The sequence below is a fragment of the Nocardiopsis synnemataformans genome (assembly GCF_965343085.1).
GTDB classification, from domain to species: domain Bacteria; phylum Actinomycetota; class Actinomycetes; order Streptosporangiales; family Streptosporangiaceae; genus Nocardiopsis; species Nocardiopsis alborubida.
In genome coordinates this window covers 20,925-47,239 of sequence record NZ_CBDRFA010000043.1, presented here as the reverse complement: position 1 = coordinate 47,239, position 26,315 = coordinate 20,925, and the positions used below count along the sequence as shown (strand labels likewise).

The following is a 26,315-nucleotide window of genomic DNA, read 5'->3' as shown; positions in this document are numbered from 1 at the left end:
GCCTTGCGTCGGTCGGTGAGTCCGCGTCCTGCCTCAGCCCGGGTGATGGTGCTCTGCGCGACCCCGCACATGCTCGCCAGCGCTTCCTGCGTCAGCGAAGAGACTCGGCGTCGAAGGAACCGCACCACCGCCTGAGCATCGCGTTCCCGGACCGCGTCGACCACCTCCGGATCCCGCCACACCCACTCCGGCACGCACGAACAGTCCCGGGTGCCCTCGCCCCGAGGGCGCCCACAGTTCCCGCAGATCATCAGCGGTTACTCCGTCCGCTCAGCGAGGCGTTCCTCCACCGCGGCAAGCGCCAGCTGCCACGGGAACCGCTCGAAGGCATCCCCTCCCTGCCCCGCCGGATGAGGCACGAACTCCCCCTCCCCCAACAGCACACGCACACCCTCCTCTCGCAACGCAGTGACACTGCGCTGGAAAGGTCGGCGCCGGGCGTAGGCCTCGTTGACGAAGGGCAGGACCACCACCGGCAGTCTGAGCCCGATCCCTTCGTTGAGCACGTCCAGCGCGTAGTTGTCGGCGATGCCCCCTGCGAGCTTGTTGACCGTGTTGAAGCTCGCCGGTGCGACGATGACCGCGTCCGCCTTCGGGGACCGTGGAGTGCCGGGAGCGCGGTGTTGGCTGCGCACCGGGTGACCGGTGAGCTTCTCCACCACCTGGGGCTCGAAGAAAGCCAGAGCGGCGGGTGTCGAGATCACCTGGACGCGCCATCCTTGGGCCAACGCCGGGGAGATCAGCCTCTCCACGTGCTCAGCCGGGCCCGCCGCGCACACGACGACGTACAGGGTTCTGACGGAGCTCATCGGACTACCCCCGCCCGGTCCGCCAACCGGATGATCCCTCGCTTGAGGTGCCCGGAGGAGCGTGCGGACAGCTCTTTGATGAGGCCATGCACCACCGGGCGTTCCTTGAGCTCCTCGGGCGCCAGTTTCTCAGCCGCCACCAGCTCGGTGTAGGCCTCGCGCAGCTTTCCCCACTGGGTGAGCGCCCGGGCGGTGTCCACGTGCAGCACGACCCTGCGTTCGGGCAGATGCACGTGTTCGAGTCGTACCCTTCTCGCCTGCTCGATGGCCTGTCCTGCGTCTCCGAGCTCAACCGCCATGCTCACCCGGTGCAGGAGCACGTTGCTGGGGCCGAAGGCGGTCCAGCGGTGGTTGTGGTCCCCGCCAAGCCGACGAGCGGCGTCCGTTGCCTCGGCCAGCAGCGACAGGGAGCTGTCGCGGTCCTCCCGTTTGGCCGCCGCCACAGCACCACTCAGCAGCAGGGAGCCGTACACCGACAGTGACGCGGAGGTGGAGGGACGGGCTTGTCGGTGCACCCGTTCAGCCCCCGAGACCGCTAGGTCGACCGCCGCTCGGTAGCGGCGCTCACGCATGAGGGCGCGAACGTAGATCCGAGAGCTGGAGCCGATGAGAACGGGATCGTGTGTGGCTTCAGCCGCTCGGAAGCTACGGTCGGCGGCCAGCCAGGCCAACCCCCGCTCGTCGCATTTGAGCAGCACACTCGCGGCCACGTGGTAGGCATCGGCCTTGACTCGGTCCAAGTGCTGGCGGGCCGCTTCGTCATGGTTCAGATCCGCATGCTCCAGAAAGTTCAGCAGGCGGGGAATCCGTCCGGATGCGGCTGCGTACCGACACCCCTGGTAGTCGGCCTTGGCCTGCCGGGCCTCTCTGGCCAGTTCAGCCAGGGAGAAGGATCGGGTGGACACCGAGGGCGGCATCGCGTGTGGTGCCAGAGCGCTGGCAAGCTCGTCGAGGTTCAGCATGGGACCGACCGGTGAAAAGGAGTGGTGTGGAAGCGGTTCTTGCGAGTCTGAGGCGGGAGAGCCGTCAAACGGTGCTCCAAGGCCGCGCAGGGCTTCGATGGCCTTGCGCCGATCGGTGAGACCTCGCCCCGACTCGGCCCGGGTGATGGTGCTCTGCGCGACCCCACACATCCGCGCCAGCGCTTCCTGCGTCAGCGACGACACTCGGCGCCGAAGGAACCGCACCACCGCCTGAGCATCGCGTTCCCGAACCGCGTCGACCACCTCCGGATCCCGCCACACCCAGGCCGGAATGCAGCCACACGCTCCTCGCCCGTCATGGCGCGGGCGTCCGCAGTTCCCGCACATCAGAGCCTCCTTCGTCACCTGGGGGCGTAACGAGACGCCCTCACAGTAGCGGCGAATCCGGTTTCTGTTCAGCCCCTTCTGAAACCGGTCAGGTGAATCAAAAGGGCTTCCCCTCGTCATGATCGGTGAATCGAACAGTGCGCATAATTCGAACGCCGCGCTTAACCGTGCGCGCATAGGTTCTCCCTCCGCGCGAAACCACACTGCCGTGTATGACCGCAGCAGCAACAGGGACAGAGCGTTCCCATCTCTGGTCCGCCCCTGACACAACGTGCCCGGACGAGGCGCCGCGCGACCGTGCCCTGGTGCAGGCGCTCGTTCAGCTCCTGGAGGACACCCGGGCGCTGGGCGGCGTGGTGTTCGGCCGTGACGGGCTGCACTTGGCCCGCGCCGGGATGGACCAAGTCCAAGCCGAGCGGGCTACCGCCGCGCTCAACGGCCTGCACCTGTTCTCCCGGGAAGCCGGACGCCAGCACAAGCGGGGAGAAGTGGAGACCGTGCTGGCGCGCTACCAGAGTGGCGCGGTCGTGATCGCCCCGCTCACCGACGAGGTCACGGCGGCGCTCGTGGTGGACGATGCGGCGTCGTTGCGTGAAGCCGCCCGTGCCCTGACACTGTTCGCCGGATCCGTCCAGCACCTCCTCCCGCCCCGGCCGCGCCCGTCCACCCGCCGAACCAGCGGGGACGAGGTGCGGGGATGAGCACGATCGCACCCGCACCGTTGACGGTGCGGCCCGGTACACGGGTGCTCATGGACACGTTGGTGCGGGCCACCCCGTCCATACCGGCTTCCTACCAGCCCGACCTGCCCGAGCTGGCCGTCTCGGTATGGCGGCTCTGCCGCGATGCGGAGTACCCCGTGACGGTCGCCGAGCTCGCGGCCCGATTGGGTTTCTCTCCGGCGCTGGCCGGTGTGCTGGTCTGCGACCTGGCCCAGGTGGACCTGCTTCGGATCGTGCGTTTTCCCGCGCTGGCGGCACGTCTGCGTTCGTGGGCCTGCGGTGAACCGGCCGAGGGCCCCGTTCCGTGGGTGGCCAAGCTGCTCGTCGTGGGAAGCCAGCCCGGGCAGGTGCGCCGATGTCTCGCCCATCTGATCAGGAGAGAGCCCTTTCCTCTGGACCTGGGGTGCGGTGTGGACGTGGCGGTGACCCGGGTCGCTGAGGACCTGCACCTGTTGGGGCTCGGCGTAGCGGTGGAGGCGCATCATCCGTCATGGGCAGACCTGTGCCGGGACGCCTTCGGAGCCCTGGTGATCACCGATCCCACCGAACTCGCTCGCGCCTCGGACAGGATCGCGATCCTGCGCGCTCTGGGAGTTCCGATCGTGGCTCTGGTGCCCGTACACGACGGTGCGGAACCCACTCCTGAGCAGATCCGCCAAACCGTGGGCTTGGCCGATGACGTTCCAGTGGTGGCTGCCGACCTGAACACATCCACCGCCAGCGCCGGAGGGCTCATGGACCTGTGCACCTACCTGGAGAACGGAGGCCAGCGATGAACCAGCCCCGTGCGGTGATCTTCGGGTCCGGGCACTCCGCCCTGACGTTGGGCACCGGGCTGCTGGCGGACGGCTGGCGCGTGGACGTGTTCACCCGCCACTCCACTCCCGAGCTCCTGGGCGGCCCGGCCGGGCTCACCCAGATCACCCTGCCGTCGGTTCGCGCGGCCGAGCGCTCCCTGGGGCTGGACCTGTGGGCTACCACCGCGCCGAAGGCGCAGAGCGTTCGCATGGCAATGGCCTCCGGGGAACGACCGTGGGAGTTCAGGGCCGAACTGCCCGCCGCGGCCACCGCCATCGACCACCGGTTGAAGACCGCGTACTGGTTGCAGCGTTTCGAAGCGCTGGGCGGTGGGGTCTACGTCAAGACCTGCACCGTCGCGGACGTGGCCTCCTTCGCCGCCTCCGGGATGTATGACCTGGTCGTGGTCGCCCCCGGTGTGGACAGCGACCTGGGCCAGCTCTTCGCCTCGGATGGGCGCCGTGTCGGCGGCGCCACGGACCGGGTGGCGGTGCAGGTACACCTGGACGGGTTCGACCGCGCCCCCGAGGACACCGACATCCAGGTGATCACCAGCCCGCACGGGGAGGTACTGGTTTACCCAGTCCTCGCCCATGATGTCCTCAGCCCGGCGCAGGTGCGCGAGCTGTCCGGCAAGGACGGCTCACAGATCGACGTCGCGCCGTTTTGGGCGATGTGTGTGCAGGTGCTGGCACGCCCAGGCAGTGTGCTGGATCCTTCCACCACTCCGGACGGCACCTCTGCCGTCACGACGAGATCAGGGTTGCCCTCCCGGCACGGCCACCACGCCCAAGCCGCGTGGAGCCACGTCCTGTCCCGCCTCCCCGCACTCGCACCCGAGGTGGCCAAGCAGTGCGCCAAGGCCAGCGTGGTCCCCCACTCGGAGCTTGTGCGCCACATCCGTCCGCAGGTGCGCCACCCCGTCACCACCATGGGCGGAGCACCGGTGCTGGGCATCGGAGACACCACCGTGACGGTCGAACACGCCTCCGGCCAGGGAGCGGGAGCCTCAACCCTGGTCGCCACCACGGTCCGCGACCAGATCCGCCAGCAGCGCCACCTCAACGGCCCCTTGGACGGAGACTTCCTCACCGGCGCCTGGGAGGCGTACTGGGCCCGCCACGGCCAGTACACCAGCGGCTTCGGCGAGTTCGTCACCGGCTACTGGAACGGCGCCCTGCCCGAAACCCTACTGACGGCCTTCGCCGAAACCGTGGCCACCCCTGAAGGCGCCAACACCTGGGCCGCCGGACTGGACGACCCCGCCCACATGGCCCGCTTCCTGACGCCCTGACCCCTTCCCCGCCCCCAGCACGAAGGACCTGTTTCACCATGCCCGCAAACGCCTCCCCTCCGAGATCGGCCCCCAACCCGAAGCTGTACAGCCACCGCAACCTTCTGCGATACCGCCGTCTGGTCGTTGGGCTGTCCCACCGGTTCGCGTGGAAGCTCGACAACACCGAGCTGCTGGATGTGTATCTGCGCCACGTCAGAGAGCGGCACCTGGAGGTCGGTCCTGCGGACCTGCACTTCCTCAGCCACACCCCCGCGCCGACCCTGGCGCACCTGTGGCGCGTGGACGTGCTCGACATCAACGACGCCCCACTGAACACGGCTCGGGAACAGCTCCTCGGCCGGGCACAGACGTCCCTGCACAAGCATGACGTCCTTGCCGCTCCCTGGCCCTTGCCGGATCAGTCGGTGGACTCGCTGGCCTGCGGCAACGTCCTGCACTGCGTGCCCGGGAAGGACTTCGCCGCCAAGGCGACCGCCATCGGCGAGATGGTCCGCGTACTGACCGACGACGGAACGGCGTGGGGATACACGCTGCTGGGAGCCCGGGATCCGGCGATCTCCCCGAACCTGCTCGCCCGCTACCTGATGCACCGCTACAACCGCGCGAACAACGTCTTCCACAACACAGGCGACCGCCTGAGCGACCTGAGCCGTGAGCTGGACGCGCGCTTCACCGAGGTGCGCCTGTGGGTGATGGGGTGCGCCGCGGTATGGGTCGCCCGGGGGCCGCGCCGATGACTACTACTGCCTTCACCGGACGCGAGCCGGTCGCGATCGTCGGTATGGGGTGCCGCCTCCCCGGCGGCATCACCACACCAGCTGGCCTGTGGGAGACCCTGGTCCAGAGCCAGGACTGCATCACCCGCATCCCCGAGGCGCGGTGGAAGGCCATGGTCGAGCACCTGCACCCCGAACAGGTCCCCGACCAGCCGTTCCCCGCGGGGGTGGTGGACATCGACGCCTTCGACCGGGAGTTCTTCGGCATCGGCCCGGACGAGGCCGAAGAGATGGACCCCCAGCAAAAGCTCCTGCTGGAAACCGTCTATGAAGCGCTCGCCGACGCCTCCCTGCCCCCCATCTCGCTGGCCGATTCGGCAACGGGCGTGTACGTGGGGGCGGCCAGCACCGACCAGGCCAGCGTGAACTTCGGTGCCGGGCACCGAGCCGGGGTCCACACCGGTTCCGGGGCCGGGATGGCGATCCTGGCCAACCGCGTCTCCTACCTGCTGGATCTGTCGGGGCCGTCGCTGACCTTCGACACCGCCTGCTCCTCGTCGCTGACCGCGCTGCACTACGCGGTGCGCGACCTGCGTGCCGGGGCGGTGGAGACCGCGATCGTCGCCGGGACCAACATCCTCACCAGCCCGGTCATCACCGCGTCGTTCGTGGAAGCCGGGGTGTTGGCGCCGGACGGACGGTGCCGCCCCTTCGACACCCAGGCCAACGGGTACGTGCGCTCGGAGGGCACGGTGGTGCTCGTGCTCACCCGTGCGGCAGTCGCGCAAGAGCAGGGGCGTCGAGTGTGGGCCCACGTGGCCGGAACCGCGATCGGCCATGGCGGCGCATCTCGGCACCTGCTTCGTCCGCGCGCCGAACGCCAAACAGCGGTGATCCGCCAGGCCTTGGCCGACGCTGCCGTGCATCCCGCACGGGCGGGGTGGGTGCAGGCGCACGGCACCGGCACCCGTGCCGGTGACCGGATCGAGGGCACCGCCATCGCGCAGGCCTTGGGCCGGGACACGCCTGTGCCGGTGGGATCGGCCAAGGCCGCGCTGGGCCACCTTGAAGGCGGTGCTGGGGCGCTGGGGGTGATGGTCGCCGCGCTGGCCGTCCACCACGGGCAGATCCCGCCGACCCTGCACCACCGCACGCTGCGCCATCAGTTGGAAGGGCTGGTGCGGGTGCCCACCACCGTGGAGGACTGGCCCGTGGATGAGGCTTCCGAACGCGAGGAAACGCGTGTGGCCGGGGTGTCCTCGTTCGGGTTCGGTGGCGCCAACGCCCACGCCATCATCACCCAGGCACCCTCGGTGAAACCGCCGTCAGCGCAGGACCCGATGCCGTTGCCCGAGACTGTGCTGGTCTCCGCGCACAGCCCAGCGGCGCTGGCCTCGACCGCGGGCCATCTGGCCGAGCGCGCCCCGCGCGGGCGCTCGGTGGGGACCGTGGCCGACACCGCCTTGGCCCGCGGACCCCACCACACGCACCGGGCCACCGTCGTCGCCTCCGACCTGGGCACCCTGGTCCAAGGGCTACGCAGTCTCCAGGATAGCGCGCCCAACACCGACGTGATCGGCCCCGGATCTGCTCCCTCGCTGCGGCCTTGGGTGGTGTTCGTCTACAACGGGCACGGCGGCCACCACCCCGGTGCCGGGGCCGAATTTTTGCGCCTGCCCGCCTTCGCCCACGCTGTCCGCGAAGTGTCCGAGGCCTTGTCCAAGTTCACCGGCTACCGCGTGTGGGAACCGGGCCAGGAAATCACGTCCTTCGCCGACGCTCAGCACTGCACGTTCCTCGTCCAGGTGGGACTCACCCGCCTGCTGGCCGAACGCGGCATCGTCCCCAATGCGGTCCTTGGTCATTCGGTCGGTGAGATCGCGGCCGCCCACACCGCCGGAGTCCTGTCCCTGGGCGCGGCAGCGCGGGTCCTGGCTCACCGCAGTCGTCTGCTTGGTGGGCTGTCCGAGGTCGGCGGGCTGTTGGCCATCCGCGCCGGGGTGGAGGAGACTACGGAGCTCCTGGCCGCCTATGGAGGACGGCTGTCCATCGCCTCCTACAGTGCTCCGCGAGTACAGGCCGTGGCCGGGCCGCACGGGGATCTGCTGCACCTGCACACCGTCCTTGACCAGGAGGGGGTGTGGTCGCGGCCAGTGGCGGACGCCATCCCCGCCCACTCCCCCGCCGTGGATCCGCTTGTTCTCGAACTGGAGCGGAACCTGGTCGGGTTGGGCGCCCACATGCCCCGGCTACCGATCATTTCCACCGCTCGTCCAGACACTGACGCGGACGATTCGGGGCTGTGGGGCCCGGCGTACTGGGCCTCCCAGGCCCGGCGACCGGTGCGGTTCACCGACGCCCTCCAAACGGCCACCCGGGGCAGCGGAAGTGAGCCGGTGGTGTTCGTGGAGATCGGTCCAAGGGCGCTGTTGGTCGAGCACATCGCCCAGACCGTGGAATCCCAGCACCGCAGCGTCGCCGCCACCGCCGATCCCATCGGGCTGGCCCGCGCGATCGGAGAGCTCTACACCTGCGGCGTCACTCCCACTGGACCGACACACCGCGCCCATCCGGACCTGGTCATCGCTCCTGGTTGGGACCACACCGCCACTTCCGCGACGGGGACCGCGCCCGAGCAGGTCCACGCGCCCACAATCGACGGTGTGGCGGAGCACCTGACCGCCGAGGTTCACCGGTTGCTCCACCTGCCCGAGGGGCTGGACATGGCGGCGTCCTGGACCGACCTGGGTTTGGAGAGCCATCAGCTCCTCCAGCTCACCTCCCGGCTGCGCCGCGTTCCGGCCTGGCGACACGTGGACATCCAGATGTTTCTGCCCAACCGCCCTCTGTCCCGGGTCGTGGAGGACCTCCAAGCCCTGCTTCCGGCTCATTCGACCCTTTCCGCGGGGCGCCCGTCCGTTCTCCCCTGATCCCGGAGCGGCGTCCCAGGGGTGTCCTCGCTCAGGTGGAAGCGGGCGGGGGCACCCCCGCACCCCTCATGAACTCTTCAGGACCACACCATGTCCCTCTTGTCCGACACCCGCGCGGCCTGCCGCCGCACTGACATCGACCCCGATGCTCTGTTCGTCACGGGCCGTGCCCAGCGCGAGGTCACCCGTATCTGCCGCGGCTGCGCGATACGCCTGCCGTGCCTGCGCGAAGCCTTGAGGAATCAGGAGGAGCACGGGGTGTGGGGCGGCATGACCGCACGCCAGCGCCGCCAGCTCCTCCACCAGCACCCGACCGATGGGAACCAGGTGATCACCACCCCGGCCCCCACCGTGACAGGAAGAAGATGACCGAGCCGTTGAGTGCGCAGGAGTTGTCGAGCGCTCCCGCCATCATTCGCCACCTGGCCGCCCACGGGCGCCGCGCCACCGTGGACACCATCATCACCGCGTGTTCGCACGGGTACCGCGTCACCATCTCCTCCGCCAAGCACGACCGCCGCATCCAGGCGCACCTCATACGGAAGGGGCGTCGCTGGTGGCAGGAGTTGGCGTTCTTCGAGGGCGAGACCGAAGTGGACGTCGAGGGCGGGCTTGCGGAGATGATGCGCCTGCTCAGCAAGGCCGGTGACCGGGTCGGCTCCCCGGCCGCGAACACCCGCCACCAGGGCACCAACCCCACTTTGGCCACGCGTTCGCACACCATCATCCGCGTTTGAGCAGCCACCGTGCTCCGACACCAGCCGTCACCCTCATACGAAACGAGCCCATGGCCCCCTCCACTTCTGCCCCCCGCTCCGACCACAGCGCACCCGGCCGTCGGTGGCTGCCGCCTGCTTCACCCTCCGCAGTCCGGAACACGCAGCCGTGGTTGAGGACGGGGGAGGCCTACACCGGGCTGATGGTGTGCTGGGCGATCAGTGGCGGCTACACCCTCGTCCTGGCATGGGCGGACGCCTCCGGGCACATCTCCACTACGTCCTATGTGGGCATCCTCGCCGCCATGTTCGGTCTGGGCCTGCTGGCCCACCGCAACGGGCGTAACGGCTACGACCTGGTGGGGATCTTTCCCGACTGGCCCGAGATCGACGAGAACAAGGGCCGGTGGCGCGGCCAGTGGTGGTCCACGTTCGCCTACGCCACCGCGGCGCTTCTGGCCGGAATCGCGCTCTACACGGTCCTGTACCTGTTGTTGCCCGCCCACCTCACCGGCCACTCGGTCTACGAGTTCACCGTGCGCGAGCCGTTCCTGCACGCGGTCACCGTCGGCGCGACCGTCGTCCTGCTCTCCGCGGCCGGACGTCCCGCCTGGGAGGTGTACACCACCTCGGCCCTGGTGACCACGGCAGTCTTCGCCGTGCCCTTCGGTGTGGCGGCTGTGGCCGCCGCCGTACCCGCGCTCTGCCTGGTGTGGCTGTACCGGCGCACCAGGCGCCTGAGCCCTCTGCTGCTCGCCGAGGTACCCGCCGTCCTCATCGCTGTGGGCCTGAACTACCTGGCCACCACCCTGTTCCTCGGTGGTGGCCAGTGAACTCCCCCGCTCTTTCACGCGTCGGCGTGCTCCCAAAGACGAACCCAGGTCTCGTGTAGAACGCGCGTGGGCGGGGGCCGTGTCGCGCACTCCGCTCACCGCGAAGCCTTCTCCTGCTCCGCTCCGGTGGAGGGCAGGTCAGTGTCCCTGGCCGGAACACGTCAGAGGGCGTGGCGTTATCACCGCCCGTTTCGGTGGGTGACTATCCCGGCGATTTCTTCTGGCCCCGCCACCGGCCAGAGCGGTACCTGAGCGCGGTTGGGCGGAACGCTGTGCTGATCCGTCCTCAATCCGGTCGGCCCGCAACACCCGACGCGCTGATGAACGGTCGGGGCCGCCAGCCATGATCGCTGCGACCCGTCTTCTTCCAACCCCGGGAGCACGCATGCGCCGACATCGCCACACCCCAGACCACCCGGCCACCCCCACCGTGAAAGGACGCCTGCGTGCGCACACCCGCATCAACCAGCGAGCCCGCCGAGCACACCGACGACGCTGAGGGCCTGTCCCTGCCCGAGCTGACCGCGTCGAAGTACTACCACTTCGAGGAGAAAGCTGCCCAGGCCTCCTGGGCGACGATAGCCCGCCGCATGCCCACCCTGATGCGCCACGCCATCGCCCTGGCCTGGAAGAGCAGCCCTCGGGACGTGGTGGCGACCACCGGTTTCAACATCGGGGTCGGAGCGGCCACCGCGTGGGCGCTGGTGTCCACCACCACCGTGCTCGACCAACTGTTCGCCGCCGTTCCCACCCCGGAGCGCGTCGTCGCTGCCCTGCCCGCCCTGGTGTGGTTGGCCGCCGCGCTGGTCAGCCGCGGGGTGTGCTCAGCGCTGGCCGGACGTGCCCAGGCCCGCTTGGAGCCCCAGGTGGTGGTCACCGCGGAAGGGCGCTTCATGGAGGACGCCACACGCGTGGAGCTGGCGGCCTTCGACGACAGCGACTTCCACGACCACCTGTTCCGCTGCTACCTGCGCGGGTGCAACGAGGCCGGTGCGCTGGTGCGCCACACCACCGACGTACTGACCGGTCTGGTCGGTGTCGTCGCGGCAGCTGGCGTCCTGGGAGCGTTGCACCCGGTGTTGGTGCCAGTGCTGTTGTTGGCGATGGTCCCCCAGTGGTGGGGAGCAGCCTCCGCCGCGCGGCTGCGGTACCGGATGATGCTGGCGTCCACCGAGGGGCGCCGCCGCAAGTTCATGATCGAGCAGCTGATGATCGGCCGGGGTACCGCAGCCGAGGTGCGTTCCTACACGATGGCGCCGCGTCTGATGCACGAGTTCGCCAAGGTTGCCCGCTATGAGCTGGACATCCATCTGCGGTTGGCCACCCGTATGGCGGCGATCCGTCTGAGCGGTGACACCCTCAGCGGTCTGGTCACCGCGCTGGTGTTCGTGCTCCTGGGTGTGCTCTTGGTCCAGGGAGTGGTACCGATCGCGACCGCGGGGGCCGCTGTCGTGGCCATCCGTGTCGCCCAGGGCGCGCTGAGCGCCGCCCTGTCCTCGGTGGCCCATGTGTATGAGTCAGGGCTGTACTTCTCCGACTTCCTGGCGTTCACCGAGTCCGCTCAGCGGCGTCTGCCCCGCCCCGGCCTGCCCGCGGCGCCCACCTCGTTCGAGGAGATCGTCGTCGACGACATCACCTTCGCCTATCCCAGGGGCCAGGAGGAGACCGGTGAGGAACGCGCCCCGGCCCTGTCGGGGGTGTCGCTGACTCTGGGGCGGGGACAGACCATCGCGCTGGTCGGGGAGAACGGCTCAGGCAAGACCACCCTGGCCAAACTGCTGTCGGGCCTGTACACCCCACAGCAGGGGCGGGTGCGCTGGGACGGGATCGATGTGGCCGAGGTGGACGGTGACAGCCTGCGCGAGCGCATCGCCGTGATCGCCCAGGACCACACCCACTGGCCCCTGACAGCGCGGGGAAACGTCGTCATGAGCAGTCCCGGCAACGACCCCGAAAGGTTGGAGGACGCGGCCCGCGCCTCCCAGGCCGACACCGTGGTCAGCGGTCTGAGCCAGGGGTGGGACACCCTGCTCGACAAACGCTTCGCCCAGGGGTATGAGCCCTCCGGTGGCCAGTGGCAGCGTTTGGCCGCCGCCCGGGGGTTCTACCGGTGCGGGGACGGCGAGCACGTGCCGCTGTTGATCGCCGACGAGCCCACCGCCGCGTTGGACGCCCGGGCCGAGCACGCCTTCTTCGCCTCCGTGCACTCCCATGCCGCCCGGACCGGGGCGACGGTCGTGCTCATCACGCACCGCCTGGCCTCGGTGCGCATGGCCGACCACATCGTGGTGCTCGATCAGGGGCGGGTGATTGAACAGGGCAGCCATGAGGAGCTGATGGAGGCCGCGGGGCAGTACCGGGAGCTGTGGGAGCTGCAAGCCAGCGCCTATCAGGACCTGGACTCCACCGGCCACGTGGCCTGAGCACAGCGCGGCCGAGGCAGGCAGAGCTGACGGCGGGCTGCTGGTAGTCAACGGTGATGCCCAACAGCCCGCTGTCGTCATACGGCATCGGGTTCCCGTGTTACTCGGCGGGAAGCTCCTGGTTCTTGACCCCGCCAAGGGACTCGGCGATAGCCGCGAACTCAGCGAGGGCGGCCTGGAGGTCCTCCACGATCTCCGCGGCAAGGACCTCGGGCGGGGCCAGGGAGGCGGCGTCATCGAGCCCGGAGTCCCGCATCCAGCTGATGTCGAGGTTGACCTTGTCCCGAGCCAGGAGCTCTTCGAGGGTGAACGCCTTGAACCGCTCAGTCTCCACTCGGTTGGCTCGGTCCTCCCCCGGCTTGTAGCACTGAACGAAGTCGTCCAGGTGGGCGCGGGTCAACGGGTTCTGCTTGAGGGTGAAGCGCTGCCCGGTACGGAAGTCGTAGACCCACAGCTGCTCGGTCCACGGCTGGTTGGGTCGCGCTGGCTTCTTGTCGAAGAAGAGCACGTTCGCCTTCACGCCGCCTGCGTAGAAGATCCCGGTGGGCAGGCGAAGCATCGTGTGCAGGTCGAACTGTTGAAGCAGCCTGCGGCGGATGGTCTCGCCTGCACCGCCTTCGAAGAGCACGTTGTCGGGAACGACCACCGCGGCCCGGCCGTGGATCTCCAGCAGCGAAGCGATGTGCTGGAGGAAGTTGAGCTGCTTGTTGGTGGTGGTGACCCAGAAGTCCTGGCGGTTGTAGGAGATCTCCTCCCGATTCGCCTTGCCGTCGTCACCGAAGACGGTGATGGAGGACTTGCGGCCGAACGGGGGGTTGGCCAGGACCAGGGAGGCGCGTTTGGCGGGAGGCTGTGCGAGGGAGTCCCCCACCGTGATGAGCTGGGGACCACTGTGCTTGCCGATGCCGTGCAGGAGCAGGTTCATCGCGGCCAGGCGCGCGGTGCCGTCGACGAGCTCGTTGCCCCAGATACCGCCGCGCTGAATGTGCTTGCGCTGTTCCGGGGTGAGGGGGGTCGTCTCAGCCTGCTTCTGGATGTAGGCGTGTGCGGCGAGCAGGAACCCGCCGGTGCCGACGGACGGGTCGGTGATGGTGTCGTCCGGAGATGGCTGGACGCAGTCCACCATGGCGTCGATGAGCGGTCGGGGAGTGAAGTACTGCCCTGCACCGGTCTTGGTGTCCTCCGCTCCAGCTTCGAGGAGGGCCTCGTAGGCGTCGCCGTTGACGTCGACGCCCTGGAGGGACCAGTTCTCCTTGTCGATGTAGTCCTGGATCAGGCGCTTGAGCTTGGCCGGGTCCTGGATCTTGTTCTGCGCCTTGCGGAAAATGAGGCCGAGGGTACCGGGCTGGTTGCCGAGGTCTTCGAGCAGGTGCCGGTAGGAGAGCTCCAGGTCGTCGCCGTCGTTGTTGATCAATTCCTGCCAGCCGCGATTCTTCCAGACGGGTCCGTCAGGGAGGATCCGCTCGGGGTTGAGAGCGCGCTTCTCCCGCTCGTGCGCCATCTTCAGGAAGAGCAGGAAGGTGAGCTGTTCGACGTAGTCAATGGTGGAGACGCCGTCGTCACGCATCACGTTGCGGAAGTTGATGAGCTTGCGGACGAGCCGCTGTGTCTCGGCGGTGCGGGCGGGGTCGGTCACTGCTCAGAACTCCAGGGCTGTCTGTTCGCCAGCATGCACTGGCTGAGGGTCTTCGGGGGCGCGCACGTCAGTGGCGGGAGGCAAGCACACAGGGGTTTTGGTAGTGACTCGTCGCGCGCGCTTCGGAGTGGAAACAGAGGTTCGCTCGGCCCGGGTCTGTTCCAAGAGGGAGTCGGCAGGTTCGTCGGAAGGATCCTGCGGCACGAGCTTGCCCGTGAACGCAGTATTCAGCAATGCCCTGAGGAGGTGTTCAGCACGCCTACGCAGAACTGCCAAAGATTCCTTGAGATGAGACGTTCCATTGGATACATCGTGAACACGCTTAACAATATTCCGCTGATCCTCAAGCGATGGGACTGGTACCTCTACCTTCTTCAAGAGGGCCTGATTGACCTTATATATACCAGCGGTAGTCCTCGCATAGGATTCAATCTGGCGACGCACATATCGACTATTCCATACCAGACTGAAGTAACTCGGATCGACCACCTCAGAGCTCACACGAATCCGCATCATGGTGTCAGGGAAAGCCACCAAACCTGGATCCCCGCAGACGAGAGCTCCGCGCCCAACAAGAGATAGAGTCCCACTTCCTCGACTCAGTAGAAAATCTCCCGATCGAACCAAAAAAGGTCGCGCTTCTTCTTCACTCCAGGCCCCCTCCTTGCTAATAGAGAAGTCAATTCCATAATCATGAATAGAATTCAGCCTAAGTACAGGAAAGCCCCCTTTTCTAGTTTGAACAGAGCGCCCATTAATAATCTTTTCATGCAGCAAATCGAACAAGGGAAGGGTTCGTACTGAAACCCTCCTCAATTCTTCCTGAAGTGATGCCTCTTGCATCATTTCACACCCCATGGAAGCCGATTTAAGAATATCTTTAGAAAGCTCAAGTCGAGATAGATTAGACTCCAGAAACTCGACAATTCGAAACTGTTCAGTTAGCGGAGGCAGGGGGACAGGAATCTCCCGCAAAATACCCTGATTAATCTTGTAGATGCCTGCCGTGGTTCTCGCAGAAGATTCGATCTCCTGTCTTACCAGTGGCCCATTCCACACGAGGCAGAAGTACTTCGGAACGACCAAGTCCTGATTTACACGAATACGCATCATGGTATCGGGGAACGCGGCTTGACACGTCTCCTCCACCAGGCCACCACGACCAACTAGAGACAGCGTTCCGTTTCCACGACTGAGCAAGAAGTCACCAGATCGGAGAACATACGGTTCTGCATCGCTCGCTGACCAGTCTCCTTCCTTGGTGACAGAAGGATCGATATGACCGTCGCGGATAGCATTCAGCTTGAGAACTGGGAAACCTCCCTCCCTGGTCGGCACTGAACGACCGTTGATGATCTTTTCCATGAGCAGATCCTCAACGGTCACCCAGACCCACCCCTCGGGCAACTCCTCCATCACGCGCCCAGCTCCCGTCCCAGTTCATCCAACAAGGCTTCCGCCCGATCATCGCCGAAGGTGACGACGAACCCGTCCACGCCTCCACGATCCAGGAAGGGAGGTTCGTCCAAGTGCTCGGGCTCGAACGCGATGCTGGTGGAGACCACGTCGACGATCCTGCGCAGCCACCAGCCCTGCTCCTCGGTGAACGCGGCTCCGGCCTGCTCCTGGCGGGCAATCCACGCCGCGAAGCGCTCCTCGACCAGACTGCGGTACGGCTTGACCTCACCGTCGATCCCCAGCTCGAATCGGAGGATACCGATCAGGTCCACCACTCCGCGCGTGGTTCCCGGCAGCCTGGCCGCCTTGCCCATCTGCACGTAGGCGTTGTACAGCCCCTCCGGAGTCCAGTTGTACTGCGGCCGGGAGATGGTCGCCGCCAGATCCTTGAGGTTGCGGTACACCTCACGCGGTTCCCCGCCCTCGCGGAAGGCCAGCTCGAAGGGGGCGATCTTGTCCTGGTTGGCCTCCATCCACTCCCGGAAGGAGCCCACCCGGCGCGTGGCCAGCTCCTCCGAGGAGATCCCGGTGGCCTCGATCACCTGGTCGCGGCTGCCCTCGTCGTAGACGATGTCGTGGGCCCGGCGGATGTCCATGAGCAGGTTGCGCAGCTCGGGGTTGGCCGCCAGAGGCTTCCACGCCTCCATCAGCAGCTCGCGCGGGCCGTCGTCGCCGTGCAGCCGCCGCGCCTTCTCCTGCTCATCGGAGTCCACTGCCCGTACCAGCCCGCCGACGATCTCTCTCAGCGGCTGACCCGCGGCCTGCTCGATCTGAGCGCGCTCGCCGTCGCCGATCTGGGCGTTGAGCCGGGACAGGCGTCCGGCCAGCGTGGCGGTCTCGTCCTCGGTCAACGACATGGCCGCGGTCTTGTCCAGCAATCGCTTGAGGCTGATCTGTTTCTCGCTCGCCCGCACCAGCGGCTTGGCGTCCACGCGCGGGGAGTCGGTGACCCCGACCGCGTCCACGATCACGAATCGGGTCTTGGCCACCGCGTCGGGGGTGACGGCCTGGAACTCGGTGGGGTCGACGGTGCGCGCGCCGCGGCCCTTCATCTGCTCGAAGTAGGCCCAGCTCTTGACGTCGCGCATGAAGAACACGCACTCCAGTGGGCGCACGTCGGTGCCGGTGGCGATCATGTCCACGGTCACGGCGATGCGCAGTTCGGGGCTGTTGCGGAAGGCCTGGATGAGCTGGTCGGGGTTCTTGGCGGCGTGGGTGATCTTGACGCAGAAGTCGTCGCCGCGCCCGAACACCAGGCGGGCGATGCGCACGATGTCCTCGGCGTGGTTGTCGTCCCGGGCGAAGATCAGCGTCTTGGGCACCTCGGTGCGAGGCTTGCCCTGCGCCTCGTCGCCCCCGGGCGGGAACACCTGCGTGAACAGGTTGTCCCGGAAGGTGGTCAACACGGTGCGGATCTGGTCCTCGGCAATGACTGACTTGCCCAGGTCGGTGGACTTGTAGTCGTAGTCGTCCTCCAGCTCCTGGTAGCGCTGGCGGCGGGTCTTGCGGTCCTTGACCGGCACGACGGTCTCGGCGGGGATGGAGCCGCCGCGCTCGCCCAGTTCGGTGCGGATGCGGAACACGTCGAAGTCGACGTTGACGCCGTCGGCGACGGCCTGCTCGTAGGTGTACTCGCTGACCAGGTTCTGGTGGAAGAACCCGAAGGTCTGGGCGACCGGGGTCGCGGTCAGGCCGATCAGGTGCGCGTCGAAGTACTCCAGGACGGCGCGCCACTTGCCGTAGATGGAGCGGTGGCACTCGTCCACCACGATGAAGTCGAAGGCCTCCGGGGGCAGGTCGGGGTTGTAGGCGACCTCGGCCGGGCCGTCGATGAGGTCGTAGCGGTCCAGGGCGGAGTCGTCGGTGTCGGGGTCGGGAACATCACGTCCGGTCAGGGCAAGCCACAGCCGCTGGATGGTGGAGACGACGACCTTGGAGGAGTCGAACATCTGCGTTCCGGTGAGGCGATCCACCCCGTAGAGCTCGGTGAACTTGCGGCCGTCGTCCGGCGGCCGGTAGTTGGAGAACTCGGTGCGCGCCTGTCTGCCGAGGTTGTTGCGGTCCACCAGGAACAGGACCCGCTTGGCCCGGGCGTGCTTGATGAGCCGGTAGCTCTCGGCGACAACCGTGTAGGTCTTGCCCGCACCGGTGGCCATCTGGATCAGGGCGCGCGGGTCGTCCTTGGCCAGGGAGGCCTCCAGGCCCTTGATGGCGCGTTCCTGGGCCGGGCGCAGGGGACCGTTGTCCAGGAAGGTGCGGGGCAGGCGGCGCAGGCGGGCGCGCAACGTGGGCGCCTGGCGGTCCTCCTCGGCCTCGGTGATCCACCGCGCCAGGGTGGCGGGCTGGTGGATGGCGAACAGGCGGCGTGAGCGCGCGTCGGGGTCCAGATCGTTGAGGAAGCGGGTCTCGTTGCCGTCGCACACGTACTGGAAGGGCAGGGTAGCCCGCCAGGCCGAAAGCATCTGGCTGTTGGTCAGCCCGCTGGCGTAACGGGCGGCCTGGTCCTGGGCGGCGGTCAGGTCGGCGCCCTCGCGCTTGGCCTCGATGACGCCGACCAGGCGGTGGTCGACGTAGAGCAGGTAGTCAGCTCGTCCGACCGCGGTGGAGACCTCACGCACCGCCACGCCCTGGGCGGCGGTCAGGTTCATCATGTTGAAGTCCTGCACCCGCCATCCGGCCCGCTCCAGCAGGAGGTCGATCTCGGCCCGCACCTGGGCCTCGTTCATGGGCGGGCGGGCCGCACGCTGGGCACGCTCGATGAACGCATCGCGCTGGGCGGGGCTTGCCTTGGCGAAGCCGGGGTGGGTGAGTCCAGTGCGCAGCTGCTCCAGCTCGTCGGCCTGGGCGGTGATGTACTCCCGCAGAGCCTCGGAGTCGCGGCGGGCCTGGTCGAGTTCACGCTCGGCCTGCTCCCGGGCCAGGCGCTCGCGCTCCAGCCGGTCGGCGTCGCCGTCGTAGCGCTCGCGGGCCTGGGCGAGGCGCTGCTCGTACTCGGTCAGGGTGGCGCGCAGCTGGGCGAGCTCGTGCTCTTCGGCGTTGGTGGTCGGCGCGGGCCCGCTGATGCCGGGCTGGGGGGCGAGGAAGACCCGGTGCGCGGTGTCACGGGCGATGGAGCGGTGGAGCCAGTCGGCGAGCTGGAAGCAGGACTCGACGGCGGACAGGGCGGCGCGAACACCGCGGTAGTGGTCGTGGACGGCCTTGTTGCCGAGGTCGCGCACGTCCTCGAACCAGGACTTGACCTGGGGGACGAGCACACCCGTGCGGCGCAGGGCGTTGATCCGGTCGACCTGGCGGGTGCCGTCCACCCGGCAGCTGGTCAGGCGCACCAGCAGGCGGGCGAGGAGCTCGCCGAACAGGCGCGCCTTGTACATGGCGGCGTTGGGGTCGGTGTAGACGTAGGACTCGGCCTGGGCTCCCAGGAGCACCAGCTCGTGGTCGTGCTCCAGCAGGAAGCCGAAGTTGGGGGTGCGCTCGGCGATCTGTCTGATGCGCCGCTCGTCATCGGGGGGCAGGGAGGACACTGGTCCGGCTCCAAACCACGCTCGGGGGTGAGCAAAGCCTTGCAGGATACAGCCTCACGGGCGCTTACGGAAGGGTGTTCGGCACCAGGAAGATATTGCGCGGGGAAGCAAGTCGCACACCGAGCCGCACACAATCAGTGCCAGCAGGCCACCGAGATGGCCATGCCTTTCAGGCTTTGAGGTCCTTCGGAACGTGAGCACTGCGGCGCGCACGACGTCGAGGATTGCGAGTTTCCATGCCCTTCGGGCTTTGACGTCCTTCGGAACGATGACGACTACGATCCCACCAACGACCCCGGTGGTTTCCATGCCCTTCGGGCTTTGGCGTCCTTCGGAACACCGCAAGGGTCTGCCGACGTCGCGTCCACGGTTTCCATGCCCTGGGGTGCCCCGAGGTTTCCGGACAGGGATCCAATAAGCTGGTCCCGCAAGGAAACGAGGGGAAGAATTGGGCAGGGCAAGTAAGTACACGCCGGAGTTCCGCGAGGAAGCGGTCCAGATGGTGATCGAGACACAACGCCCGATCACCCATATCGCCGCAGAGATCGGCGTGAACTCCGAGACCCTGCGCTCCTGGGTCAAACGCCACAAAGAACAAAACGCCACGAACGAGCCCGCCCTCGACCTGAGCGAGCGTGCGCGCCTGCGGGAACTCGAACGCCTCAACCGCGAGAAGGACATGGAAATCGAGTTCCTAAAAAAATGTGCAGCGTACTTCGCGAAGGATCGCCCGTAAGCGACAAGTACGAGTTCATCGAAACCATGCGATTCGATGACACCGCGAAGTACGCCTTCACCGTCGATTTCATGTGCCCCCGCCTCCAGGTCTCCCGATCCGGATACTACGAATGGAGATCACGACCGACCTCGGCGACCGCCGAACGCCGAGATCACCTCAAGCTCCTCATCCAAAAAGCGTTCGACGACTCCGATGAAACCTACGGGTACCGGCGCATCCACGCCCAACTCCAACGCTGGGACGTCCAGGCCGGCCCGGAGCTGGTGCGGCTGCTCATGCGCCAGATGGGCCTGGAAGCCTGCCAACCGCGACCGACGCGGGTGTGCCTGACCGACCGAGACGAAGCCGCCGAGATCCCCGACCTGGTTATGCGCGACTTCACCGCTCCACACCCCGGGGTCAAACTCGTCGGCGATATCACCTACATTCCCACATGGGAAGGGTGGCTGTATCTGGCGACTGTGATCGACTGTTGCACCAAAGAAGTCATCGGATACGCAATGGACGACCACTACCGAACTCCGCTTATCATCCAGGCGCTGAAGAACGCCCAGCGGAACGGGAAGGTATCCAAGGGTGCGATCTTCCACTCCGACCGGGGAAGCAACTACACCTCGCGGGACTTCGGTGACTTCCTGGAAGAACAAGGGTTTCAACGATCAGTCGGACGTACCGGCATCTGTTACGATAACGCCATGGCCGAGTCTTTCTTCGGGGCACTGAAGAATGAACGGGTGAGCCGAGTGGTATACCCCACTCGGGAGCGTGCTCGCCGCGATATCACCCGCTACATCGAACACTGGTATAATTACAGGCGTCTTCACTCCGCGCTGGGATACAACACGCCCGCGGAGATATACGCGGCGCATCAGGAGATGCGACTGGCCGCATGAGACAGGCAGTTCAAACCCTGTCCGGAAACAGCAGGGCCCCTCAGCCCTTCGGGCTTTGGCGTCCTTCGGAACCCTTCCCGATTTTCATGGCCTCCAGTCTGCAGTGATACACCCCCTCTGCACGCAACCACCCCCGAACACTCCCAAGCGCGAGTGGCCCAAGCCACAAACGGCGTTCCCAAGTCTTTGATCAGCAAAAACGCCGTGCACGCAAACCGGTCTTTTTACACCCGAGCCAGATTCGGTGTACACGCAACCTCCGTGAGGACCTGAGCCACCCCATCCTCCCTCACCGCCACCTACGGCCGCCACCCCGTCCCGCGACCAGCCGCAGGGGTGTGACCGCTGGGAGACGGGCTCACCAAGGCGAGCGAAGTTTCTGGCGGAAAACCAGAGCGAAACCGGCTCTCCCGTGGCATCCTGGAAGGCTTTGCTTCCCCAGAGAACGGTGTCCCCCGTGAAACTCCTCCATGCAGCGGACCTGCACATCGACAGCCCCATGCGCGGCCTGGTCAGATACGAGCGCGCCCCCGTCGAACAGATGCGCGGAGCCACCCGCGCGGCCGTGGAGAACCTCGTGGATCTCGCGCTCAAAGAGCAGGTCACAGCAGTTCTTCTGGCCGGGGACGTCTACGACGGCACCTGGCGGGACGTCAACACGGGACTGTTCTTCACCGGTCAGATGGCCCGCCTCCAGGAGGCGGACATCCCTGTCTTCATGATCTCGGGCAACCACGACGCCGAGAACAAGATGACGATGGAACTCCCCCTGCCCGGGAACGTGCACCGCTTCGACAGCGGCTCCCCCGGCACCGAGGTCCGGGAGGGCCTGGGCTTGGCCGTGCACGGACAGAGCTTCGCCCGGGGCGCGGTTCCTCACAACCTCGCGGAGGGATACCCAGCGGCGCGGTCCGGCCTGTTCAACGTCGGGCTGCTGCACACCTCGCTCAACGGCCGCCCCGGCCACGACCGCTACGCGCCCTGCAGCGTGGAACAGCTCGCCAACCACGGCTACCAGTACTGGGCTCTGGGCCACGTTCACCACCGGGCCGTCGAGCACAGCGACGGCCCGTATGTGGTCTTTCCCGGCAACACCCAGGGGCGCGACGCCGGGGAGACCGGTCCCAAGGGTTGCACGCTGGTCACCGTCGAGGATCTCCAGGTGGTCGGCTCACCCGAGCACCACGACCTGGACAGTTCCGCCCGCTGGCACGAGGTCCGGGTGGACATGGCCGACGCCGAGGACCTGGCGGACGCCTGCGTGCGGGTCGAGGAGCAGTTGACCTCCCAGGTCGTGGACCGGGCCCAGCCAGGGCGGGCCAACGCCGTGCGCGTGGTCGCCTTCGGCCCCAGCGAGGCCCACACCCCTCTGGTCCGAGGCCGGGAGGAGTTCACCAACGCAGTGCGCCGGATCGGCCAGGAGCACCCGTCGGTGTGGATCGAGAAAGTCCGCGTCGAAACGACCCATCTCCGGGAGTGGGTCGACCCCGAGCAGGTGGCGGACATCGTGGCAGGGGTGCGCCAGGAGGGAGACCGTCTGCTCGCCGACCCCGAGCAGGTGCGCGGCATCGTTGACGCCACGCGGATCCGGACCAAGCTGCACGCCGACCTTCGGGGCCTGTTCACCGAGGACGGATGGACCGGGCGGATGTCCGGGGAGGCCGTGGAGCTGCTGACGGCGCTGCTGGAGGAGAAGCGATGAGGATCGAACGCCTGGACCTGGCCGCTTTCGGCCCTTTCAGCGAAGAGAGCCTGGACCTGAGCAGGCCCGGGGTGCACGTGATCCACGGCCCCAACGAGGCGGGCAAGAGCTCAGCTCTGGCGGCATTGCGCGCTCTGCTGTACGGCATCCCGGTGCAAACCCCCTTCGACTTCGTGCACGCCAAGCGGGAGCTGCGGCTGGGCGCGGTGCTGAGCGACGGCGACGACACCCTCGACGTGGTACGGCACAAGCGGCGTGAGAACACGCTGACCACCCCGGCGGGCGAGCCGGTTCCTGAGGGCCACCTGCTCGGGTTCCTCAACGGGGTCTCCGAGCACGTCTTCACCACGACCTTCGCGCTCACCCTCGCCGAGTTGAAGAGCGGCGGGCAGAGCCTGGTCCGGGGTGAGGGTGACATCGGCCAGGCCCTGTACTCGGCGCAATCCAGCCTGGACCTGGCCGTGGTCCTGGAGGAGCTGAGGGCCAGGAGGGAGGAGCTGTACCTGCCCAAGGGCCAAAAGCGCCCCCTGAACCTGGCCTCCTCGCAGTACAACGAGCTCACCGAGAGAATCGAGCAGGAGGCGACGGCGGCCGACGGGTTCGTCCGCCTGCGCCAGCAGGTCGAAGACGCCGGGAAGGAGTTCGCGAGGCTGGACGCGCTGTTGGGCAAGGCGCGTTCGCAGCACGAACAGTGGAAGGACGTGCGCTCGGCCCTTGCTCCCCTGCACACCAGGAAGCAGGCGCTGCGGGAGAAAGCAGCCCTGGAGGCGGAGGGGCCGCTGGCCAGTCCGGAGGCAGAGGAGCGCATGCTCTCCCTGCAGGAGGAGGCCGCCTCCAGTCGTTTCCAACGCGAGGAGGCCGAACGTCTCCTGGATAGTCACCGGGAGGAGCTGGGCCAGCTCAGCGTCGACGCACGTCTGACGGCAGCCCGTGACGCGGTGGCGGCGCTGACACGTTCGGCGGAAGCGAACGCCCAGACCGCCCGTTCCCTGCAGGGGTTCGAACGCGACGCGCAGGGGTTGCGCGCGGACGCCGCGGAGCGGCTGCGCCGGGCCCGTCCCGAAGCGGCGGTCGACGCGGCTGATGCCCTCCATGTGCCCGTCGCGCTGGAAACGCGGATCACCTCGCTGGCCAAGGAGCACCCCGCCCTCGTCACCGGGGTGGACCACACCCGGGCCCAGCTCGAAACCAAGACCGCTGAGGCGGACCGAACCCGCGCCCTTCTCGACGGACTACCCGAGGCCGACGGCCACGACGTACTGGCCACCGTCGTCAAGAACGCGCCCCCGCGCCTGGTGGAGGAGTTCACCCGGGCCCGGCAGAATCTGGCCGCCACCACGGCGGAACTGGCCAGCCTGGCCTCCGAGGCCGGTTGGGACACCGAGAACCACGCAGCCGTCCTGGACGCCGCCGTTCCCACCCGGTCCGAGGTCAGCGCGTACCGGACCCGCGTCACCGCCCACGCCGCCGAGACCAAGAGCCAGCGCGCCGAACACGCCAAGACCCGCACCGGCCTCGCCAAGGCCCGGGAGGAGCTGGCGGCGTTGCGCTCGCTGATGGACCCGCCCAGCGTCGAGGACCTGCACGACGCACGGGAGCGGCGTGACGCGCTGTGGACACGGATCCGGCGGGAGGAGTCTGCCGAGGACCTGTTCGGGGAGTTCGAGTCGGCGCTGGATGCCACGGACCGCCTCGCCGACCGTCTCAGGGACCACTCCGACGCCATCGCCCAGCGCCTCACCCTCGAAAAGCAGGTACGAGGGCTGGAGCAGGACGTGCAGCACCGCGCCCAGGCGGTGGAGGAGCTCGACCGGGAGCGCTCCGAGCTGGACCGGGAGTGGGAGTCCCTGTGGCCTGGGGAGGCGGTCCCCGCTCCGCCGTTGGACGCGGCGGAGAGCGTGCTGGAGCGGGTCGACGCACTGCGCCGCCTGTACCGGCAACAAGATGAGCAACAACAGGACCTGGAGCAGTGGGAGCAGACCGCCCGAGCCCTCATCGACTCACTCCTTGGCATGCTGACCGAAGCGGGCGCCCCCGTGGAGGCCCTGGCGTCGCAGGCTGTGGACAGCGGGCAGATCACCCTGCTCGTGCCCGCACTGCTCGACCTGGCCGACACCGAACTCCAGCGGCGGGCCCAGGCCGCCGAACAGCGCTCCGAAGCCCAGCTGAGGGCCAGGGCCGCCGACGCGGACCTGGAACAGGCCTCTCTGGCGGCGGCGACCGCTGAGACGGCACTCGCTGACTGGACCCAGCGGTGGGAAGAAGCCGTCGTGCCCGCCGGGTTCGCCCCCGGCACAGCCCCGGAGGAGGTCCAGGCAGAACTGGATCTGCTGCGCGAGGCCAACGATCTGCTGCGCCGCGCCGAGGAGGCCGAACGGGACGCCGAGCAGGCGCACCGGGAAGTGGACGAGTTCGACGAACGCCTGGCAGCGGCCTTCGCACTGTGCGCACAGGAGCTGCCCGACAGTCCGGGTGAGCGCGCCCGGGCGCTGGAGGAGCTCGACCAGCGTGTGACGGCGAACGCCCGCGACCACGAGAGGGCGGAGAAGCTGCGCGAGAGCATCGCCTCGGCCGGGTCCGCGCTCGGTACCGCGCAGGCCGCCGAACGCAAGGTCGCGGAGGACCTGGCCGCACTGTGGAAGGAGTACGGGGTCACCGACAGCGCCGGGCTGCGGGCCGCGGTCGACCGCGCGACCAAGGTAGCCGAGCAGCGGAAGCGGATCGTTGAGGCCGAGGAGCACCTCGCCCGGCTGGGCGACCTCACCGCCCTGGAGCAGCAGGCTGAGGGCCTCGGAGACGCCGAGGTGCGAGAACGCCTGGAACAGGCGGGCCGCCACCGGGACGAGGTGAGCGGCCAGCGCGACGCGGCCAACACCGCCCTGGCCGATGCGAACAGCGCGTTCGCCCGCGTCGACGGAACGGCCAGAGCCGCCCGGTTGGCCGAGGAGCGCGCTGAGCTGGTGGCGCGGGCCGCCGAGCAGACGGAGGAGTACGTACGCCTGACGCTCGCCGAGCAGATCCTGCTGTCGCGGGTGGAGGCCTACCGGCAGCAGAACCAGGACCCGATCCTGCGCCGGGCCGAGGAGCTGTTCGCGTTCCTCACCCTGGGTCGTTTCACCGGGTTGCGCCCGGACCTGGACGACAAGGGCAACAACGTCCTGTGGGTCGTGCGCCGCAACGGGCGTGAGGAGAAGGTCTCCGCGCTGAGCGAGGGCACCGCCGACCAGCTGTACCTGGCGTTGCGGCTGGCCTCACTGGAGCGGTACGCGGAGGCGGGGCAGACCATGCCGTTCGTGGTGGACGACGTGTTCATGACCTTCGACGACGAGCGCAGTGAGGCCGCGCTGAAGGTGTTGGACGGGATGGCCGACCGGTTCCAGGTGGTGGTGTTCACCCACCACGACCACCTCGCGCGTCTGGCGGAGTGGGTGCTTCCCGACGGGCGAGCGCACCTGCATCCACTCCCCCGCTTCAACCCTCCGCAGCACAACATCATCGCCCCAGGAGACGGAACAGCAGAGGCAACTACAGGAAAGGCGTCCCGAAGCGGGGTGGCCCCTGCCGCATCCCCCGGAGAGCGCACCTGCCGCGACTGCGGGAATACGTTCATCCACACCAAGCGCGGTCGACCACCTGTTCTGTGCCCACAATGCCGAGGCTGAGAGCCCGGAAGTCATTTCCGGTGCAGGCGAAGAACCAATCTGCTAGATAAGGCAAGCGCGCAAGGGAGAGCTGACAAGCTCTCCCTTCTTCATGCCCTTCGGGCTTTGACGTCCCGCGAGACCGGCGACAAGCAGCCGGTCAAGGACAGC

The 26,315-nt window shown here is 67.7% G+C and carries 17 protein-coding genes; 12 read left to right on the top strand and 5 right to left on the bottom strand.

What is annotated here, in order from left to right:
• Positions 1-257: 257 nt before the first annotated feature.
• Entirely contained in the window at positions 258-809 is a 552-nt protein-coding gene (locus ACSIH6_RS23485) for a flavoprotein (protein WP_435110467.1), read from the bottom strand.
• Complete coding sequence (locus tag ACSIH6_RS23480; RefSeq protein WP_435110466.1) at positions 806-2,035, bottom strand: helix-turn-helix domain-containing protein; 1,230 nt, start codon at positions 2,033-2,035, stop codon at positions 806-808. The genes ACSIH6_RS23485 and ACSIH6_RS23480 overlap by 4 nt, the downstream gene beginning before the upstream one ends.
• 389 nt (positions 2,036-2,424) lie before the next feature.
• Here ACSIH6_RS23480 and ACSIH6_RS23475 point away from each other — a divergent pair, with 389 nt between their 5' ends.
• The 9 genes from ACSIH6_RS23475 (at position 2,425) to ACSIH6_RS23435 (ending at position 12,554) form a co-directional block, all read left to right on the top strand.
• Entirely contained in the window at positions 2,425-2,820 is a 396-nt protein-coding gene (locus ACSIH6_RS23475; protein ID WP_435110465.1) for a roadblock/LC7 domain-containing protein, read from the top strand.
• Entirely contained in the window at positions 2,817-3,617 is an 801-nt protein-coding gene (locus ACSIH6_RS23470; protein WP_435110464.1) for a DUF742 domain-containing protein, read from the top strand. The genes ACSIH6_RS23475 and ACSIH6_RS23470 overlap by 4 nt, the downstream gene beginning before the upstream one ends.
• A complete protein-coding gene (locus ACSIH6_RS23465) occupies positions 3,614-4,933 on the top strand; it encodes a hypothetical protein (RefSeq protein ID WP_435110463.1) in 1,320 nt (439 codons plus the stop codon). Before ACSIH6_RS23470 ends, ACSIH6_RS23465 begins: the two co-directional genes overlap by 4 nt.
• A 38-nt stretch (positions 4,934-4,971) precedes the next feature.
• The gene (locus tag ACSIH6_RS23460) at positions 4,972-5,673 is read left to right on the top strand and encodes a class I SAM-dependent methyltransferase (RefSeq protein WP_435110462.1); all 702 of its coding nucleotides are present in this window, start codon (positions 4,972-4,974) and stop codon (positions 5,671-5,673) included.
• Positions 5,670-8,582: a type I polyketide synthase gene (locus ACSIH6_RS23455; protein WP_435110461.1), complete on the top strand. Its 2,913-nt coding sequence runs from the start codon at positions 5,670-5,672 to the stop codon at positions 8,580-8,582. Before ACSIH6_RS23460 ends, ACSIH6_RS23455 begins: the two co-directional genes overlap by 4 nt.
• Positions 8,583-8,681: 99 nt before the next feature.
• Complete coding sequence (locus ACSIH6_RS23450; RefSeq protein WP_435110460.1) at positions 8,682-8,951, top strand: WhiB family transcriptional regulator; 270 nt, start codon at positions 8,682-8,684, stop codon at positions 8,949-8,951.
• Positions 8,948-9,319: a hypothetical protein gene (locus ACSIH6_RS23445; protein WP_435110459.1), complete on the top strand. Its 372-nt coding sequence runs from the start codon at positions 8,948-8,950 to the stop codon at positions 9,317-9,319. The genes ACSIH6_RS23450 and ACSIH6_RS23445 overlap by 4 nt, the downstream gene beginning before the upstream one ends.
• Before the next feature lie 152 nt (positions 9,320-9,471).
• A complete protein-coding gene (locus ACSIH6_RS23440; protein ID WP_435110458.1) occupies positions 9,472-10,131 on the top strand; it encodes a hypothetical protein in 660 nt (219 codons plus the stop codon).
• Positions 10,132-10,577: 446 nt separating this feature from the next.
• Positions 10,578-12,554, top strand: coding sequence for an ABC transporter ATP-binding protein (locus ACSIH6_RS23435; RefSeq protein WP_435110457.1), 1,977 nt, complete (start codon positions 10,578-10,580; stop codon positions 12,552-12,554).
• Positions 12,555-12,654: 100 nt separating this feature from the next.
• Here ACSIH6_RS23435 and ACSIH6_RS23430 read toward each other — a convergent pair whose 3' ends face one another.
• The 3 genes from ACSIH6_RS23430 to ACSIH6_RS23420 are packed head-to-tail and all read right to left on the bottom strand — an operon-like array spanning position 12,655 to position 19,169.
• The gene (locus ACSIH6_RS23430) at positions 12,655-14,190 is read right to left on the bottom strand and encodes a class I SAM-dependent DNA methyltransferase (RefSeq protein ID WP_435110456.1); all 1,536 of its coding nucleotides are present in this window, start codon (positions 14,188-14,190) and stop codon (positions 12,655-12,657) included.
• Between the two features lie 3 nt (positions 14,191-14,193).
• Positions 14,194-15,606, bottom strand: coding sequence for a restriction endonuclease subunit S (locus tag ACSIH6_RS23425; protein WP_435110492.1), 1,413 nt, complete (start codon positions 15,604-15,606; stop codon positions 14,194-14,196).
• The gene (locus ACSIH6_RS23420; protein WP_435110455.1) at positions 15,606-19,169 is read right to left on the bottom strand and encodes a DEAD/DEAH box helicase family protein; all 3,564 of its coding nucleotides are present in this window, start codon (positions 19,167-19,169) and stop codon (positions 15,606-15,608) included. Before ACSIH6_RS23420 ends, ACSIH6_RS23425 begins: the two co-directional genes overlap by 1 nt.
• 499 nt (positions 19,170-19,668) lie before the next feature.
• Between ACSIH6_RS23420 and ACSIH6_RS23415 the strand changes: the two genes are divergently transcribed.
• The 3 genes from ACSIH6_RS23415 to ACSIH6_RS23405 all read left to right on the top strand — a co-directional run bounded on the left by ACSIH6_RS23415 (position 19,669) and on the right by ACSIH6_RS23405 (position 26,165).
• A protein-coding gene (locus ACSIH6_RS23415) for an IS3 family transposase (protein WP_435110454.1) occupies positions 19,669-20,801 on the top strand; the annotation gives its coding sequence in 2 pieces (ribosomal slippage) (positions 19,669-19,879 and positions 19,879-20,801; 1,134 coding nt in all).
• 457 nt (positions 20,802-21,258) lie between these two features.
• The gene (locus ACSIH6_RS23410; protein ID WP_435110453.1) at positions 21,259-22,503 is read left to right on the top strand and encodes a metallophosphoesterase family protein; all 1,245 of its coding nucleotides are present in this window, start codon (positions 21,259-21,261) and stop codon (positions 22,501-22,503) included.
• Complete coding sequence (locus ACSIH6_RS23405) at positions 22,500-26,165, top strand: AAA family ATPase (RefSeq protein ID WP_435110452.1); 3,666 nt, start codon at positions 22,500-22,502, stop codon at positions 26,163-26,165. The genes ACSIH6_RS23410 and ACSIH6_RS23405 overlap by 4 nt, the downstream gene beginning before the upstream one ends.
• Positions 26,166-26,315 lie beyond the last annotated feature (150 nt).

Bases quoted from the DNA above. Each gene is read 5' to 3' on its own strand.
- ACSIH6_RS23485 (WP_435110467.1), bottom strand. From the start codon at position 809: ATGAGCTCCGTCAGAACCCTGTACGTCGTCGTGTGCGCGGCGGGCCCG.
- ACSIH6_RS23470 (WP_435110464.1), top strand. From the start codon at position 2,817: ATGAGCACGATCGCACCCGCACCGTTGACGGTGCGGCCCGGTACACGG.
- ACSIH6_RS23465 (WP_435110463.1), top strand. From the start codon at position 3,614: ATGAACCAGCCCCGTGCGGTGATCTTCGGGTCCGGGCACTCCGCCCTG.
- ACSIH6_RS23460 (WP_435110462.1), top strand. From the start codon at position 4,972: ATGCCCGCAAACGCCTCCCCTCCGAGATCGGCCCCCAACCCGAAGCTG.
- ACSIH6_RS23455 (WP_435110461.1), top strand. From the start codon at position 5,670: ATGACTACTACTGCCTTCACCGGACGCGAGCCGGTCGCGATCGTCGGT.
- ACSIH6_RS23445 (WP_435110459.1), top strand. From the start codon at position 8,948: ATGACCGAGCCGTTGAGTGCGCAGGAGTTGTCGAGCGCTCCCGCCATC.
- ACSIH6_RS23425 (WP_435110492.1), bottom strand. From the start codon at position 15,606: ATGGAGGAGTTGCCCGAGGGGTGGGTCTGGGTGACCGTTGAGGATCTG.
- ACSIH6_RS23405 (WP_435110452.1), top strand. From the start codon at position 22,500: ATGAGGATCGAACGCCTGGACCTGGCCGCTTTCGGCCCTTTCAGCGAA.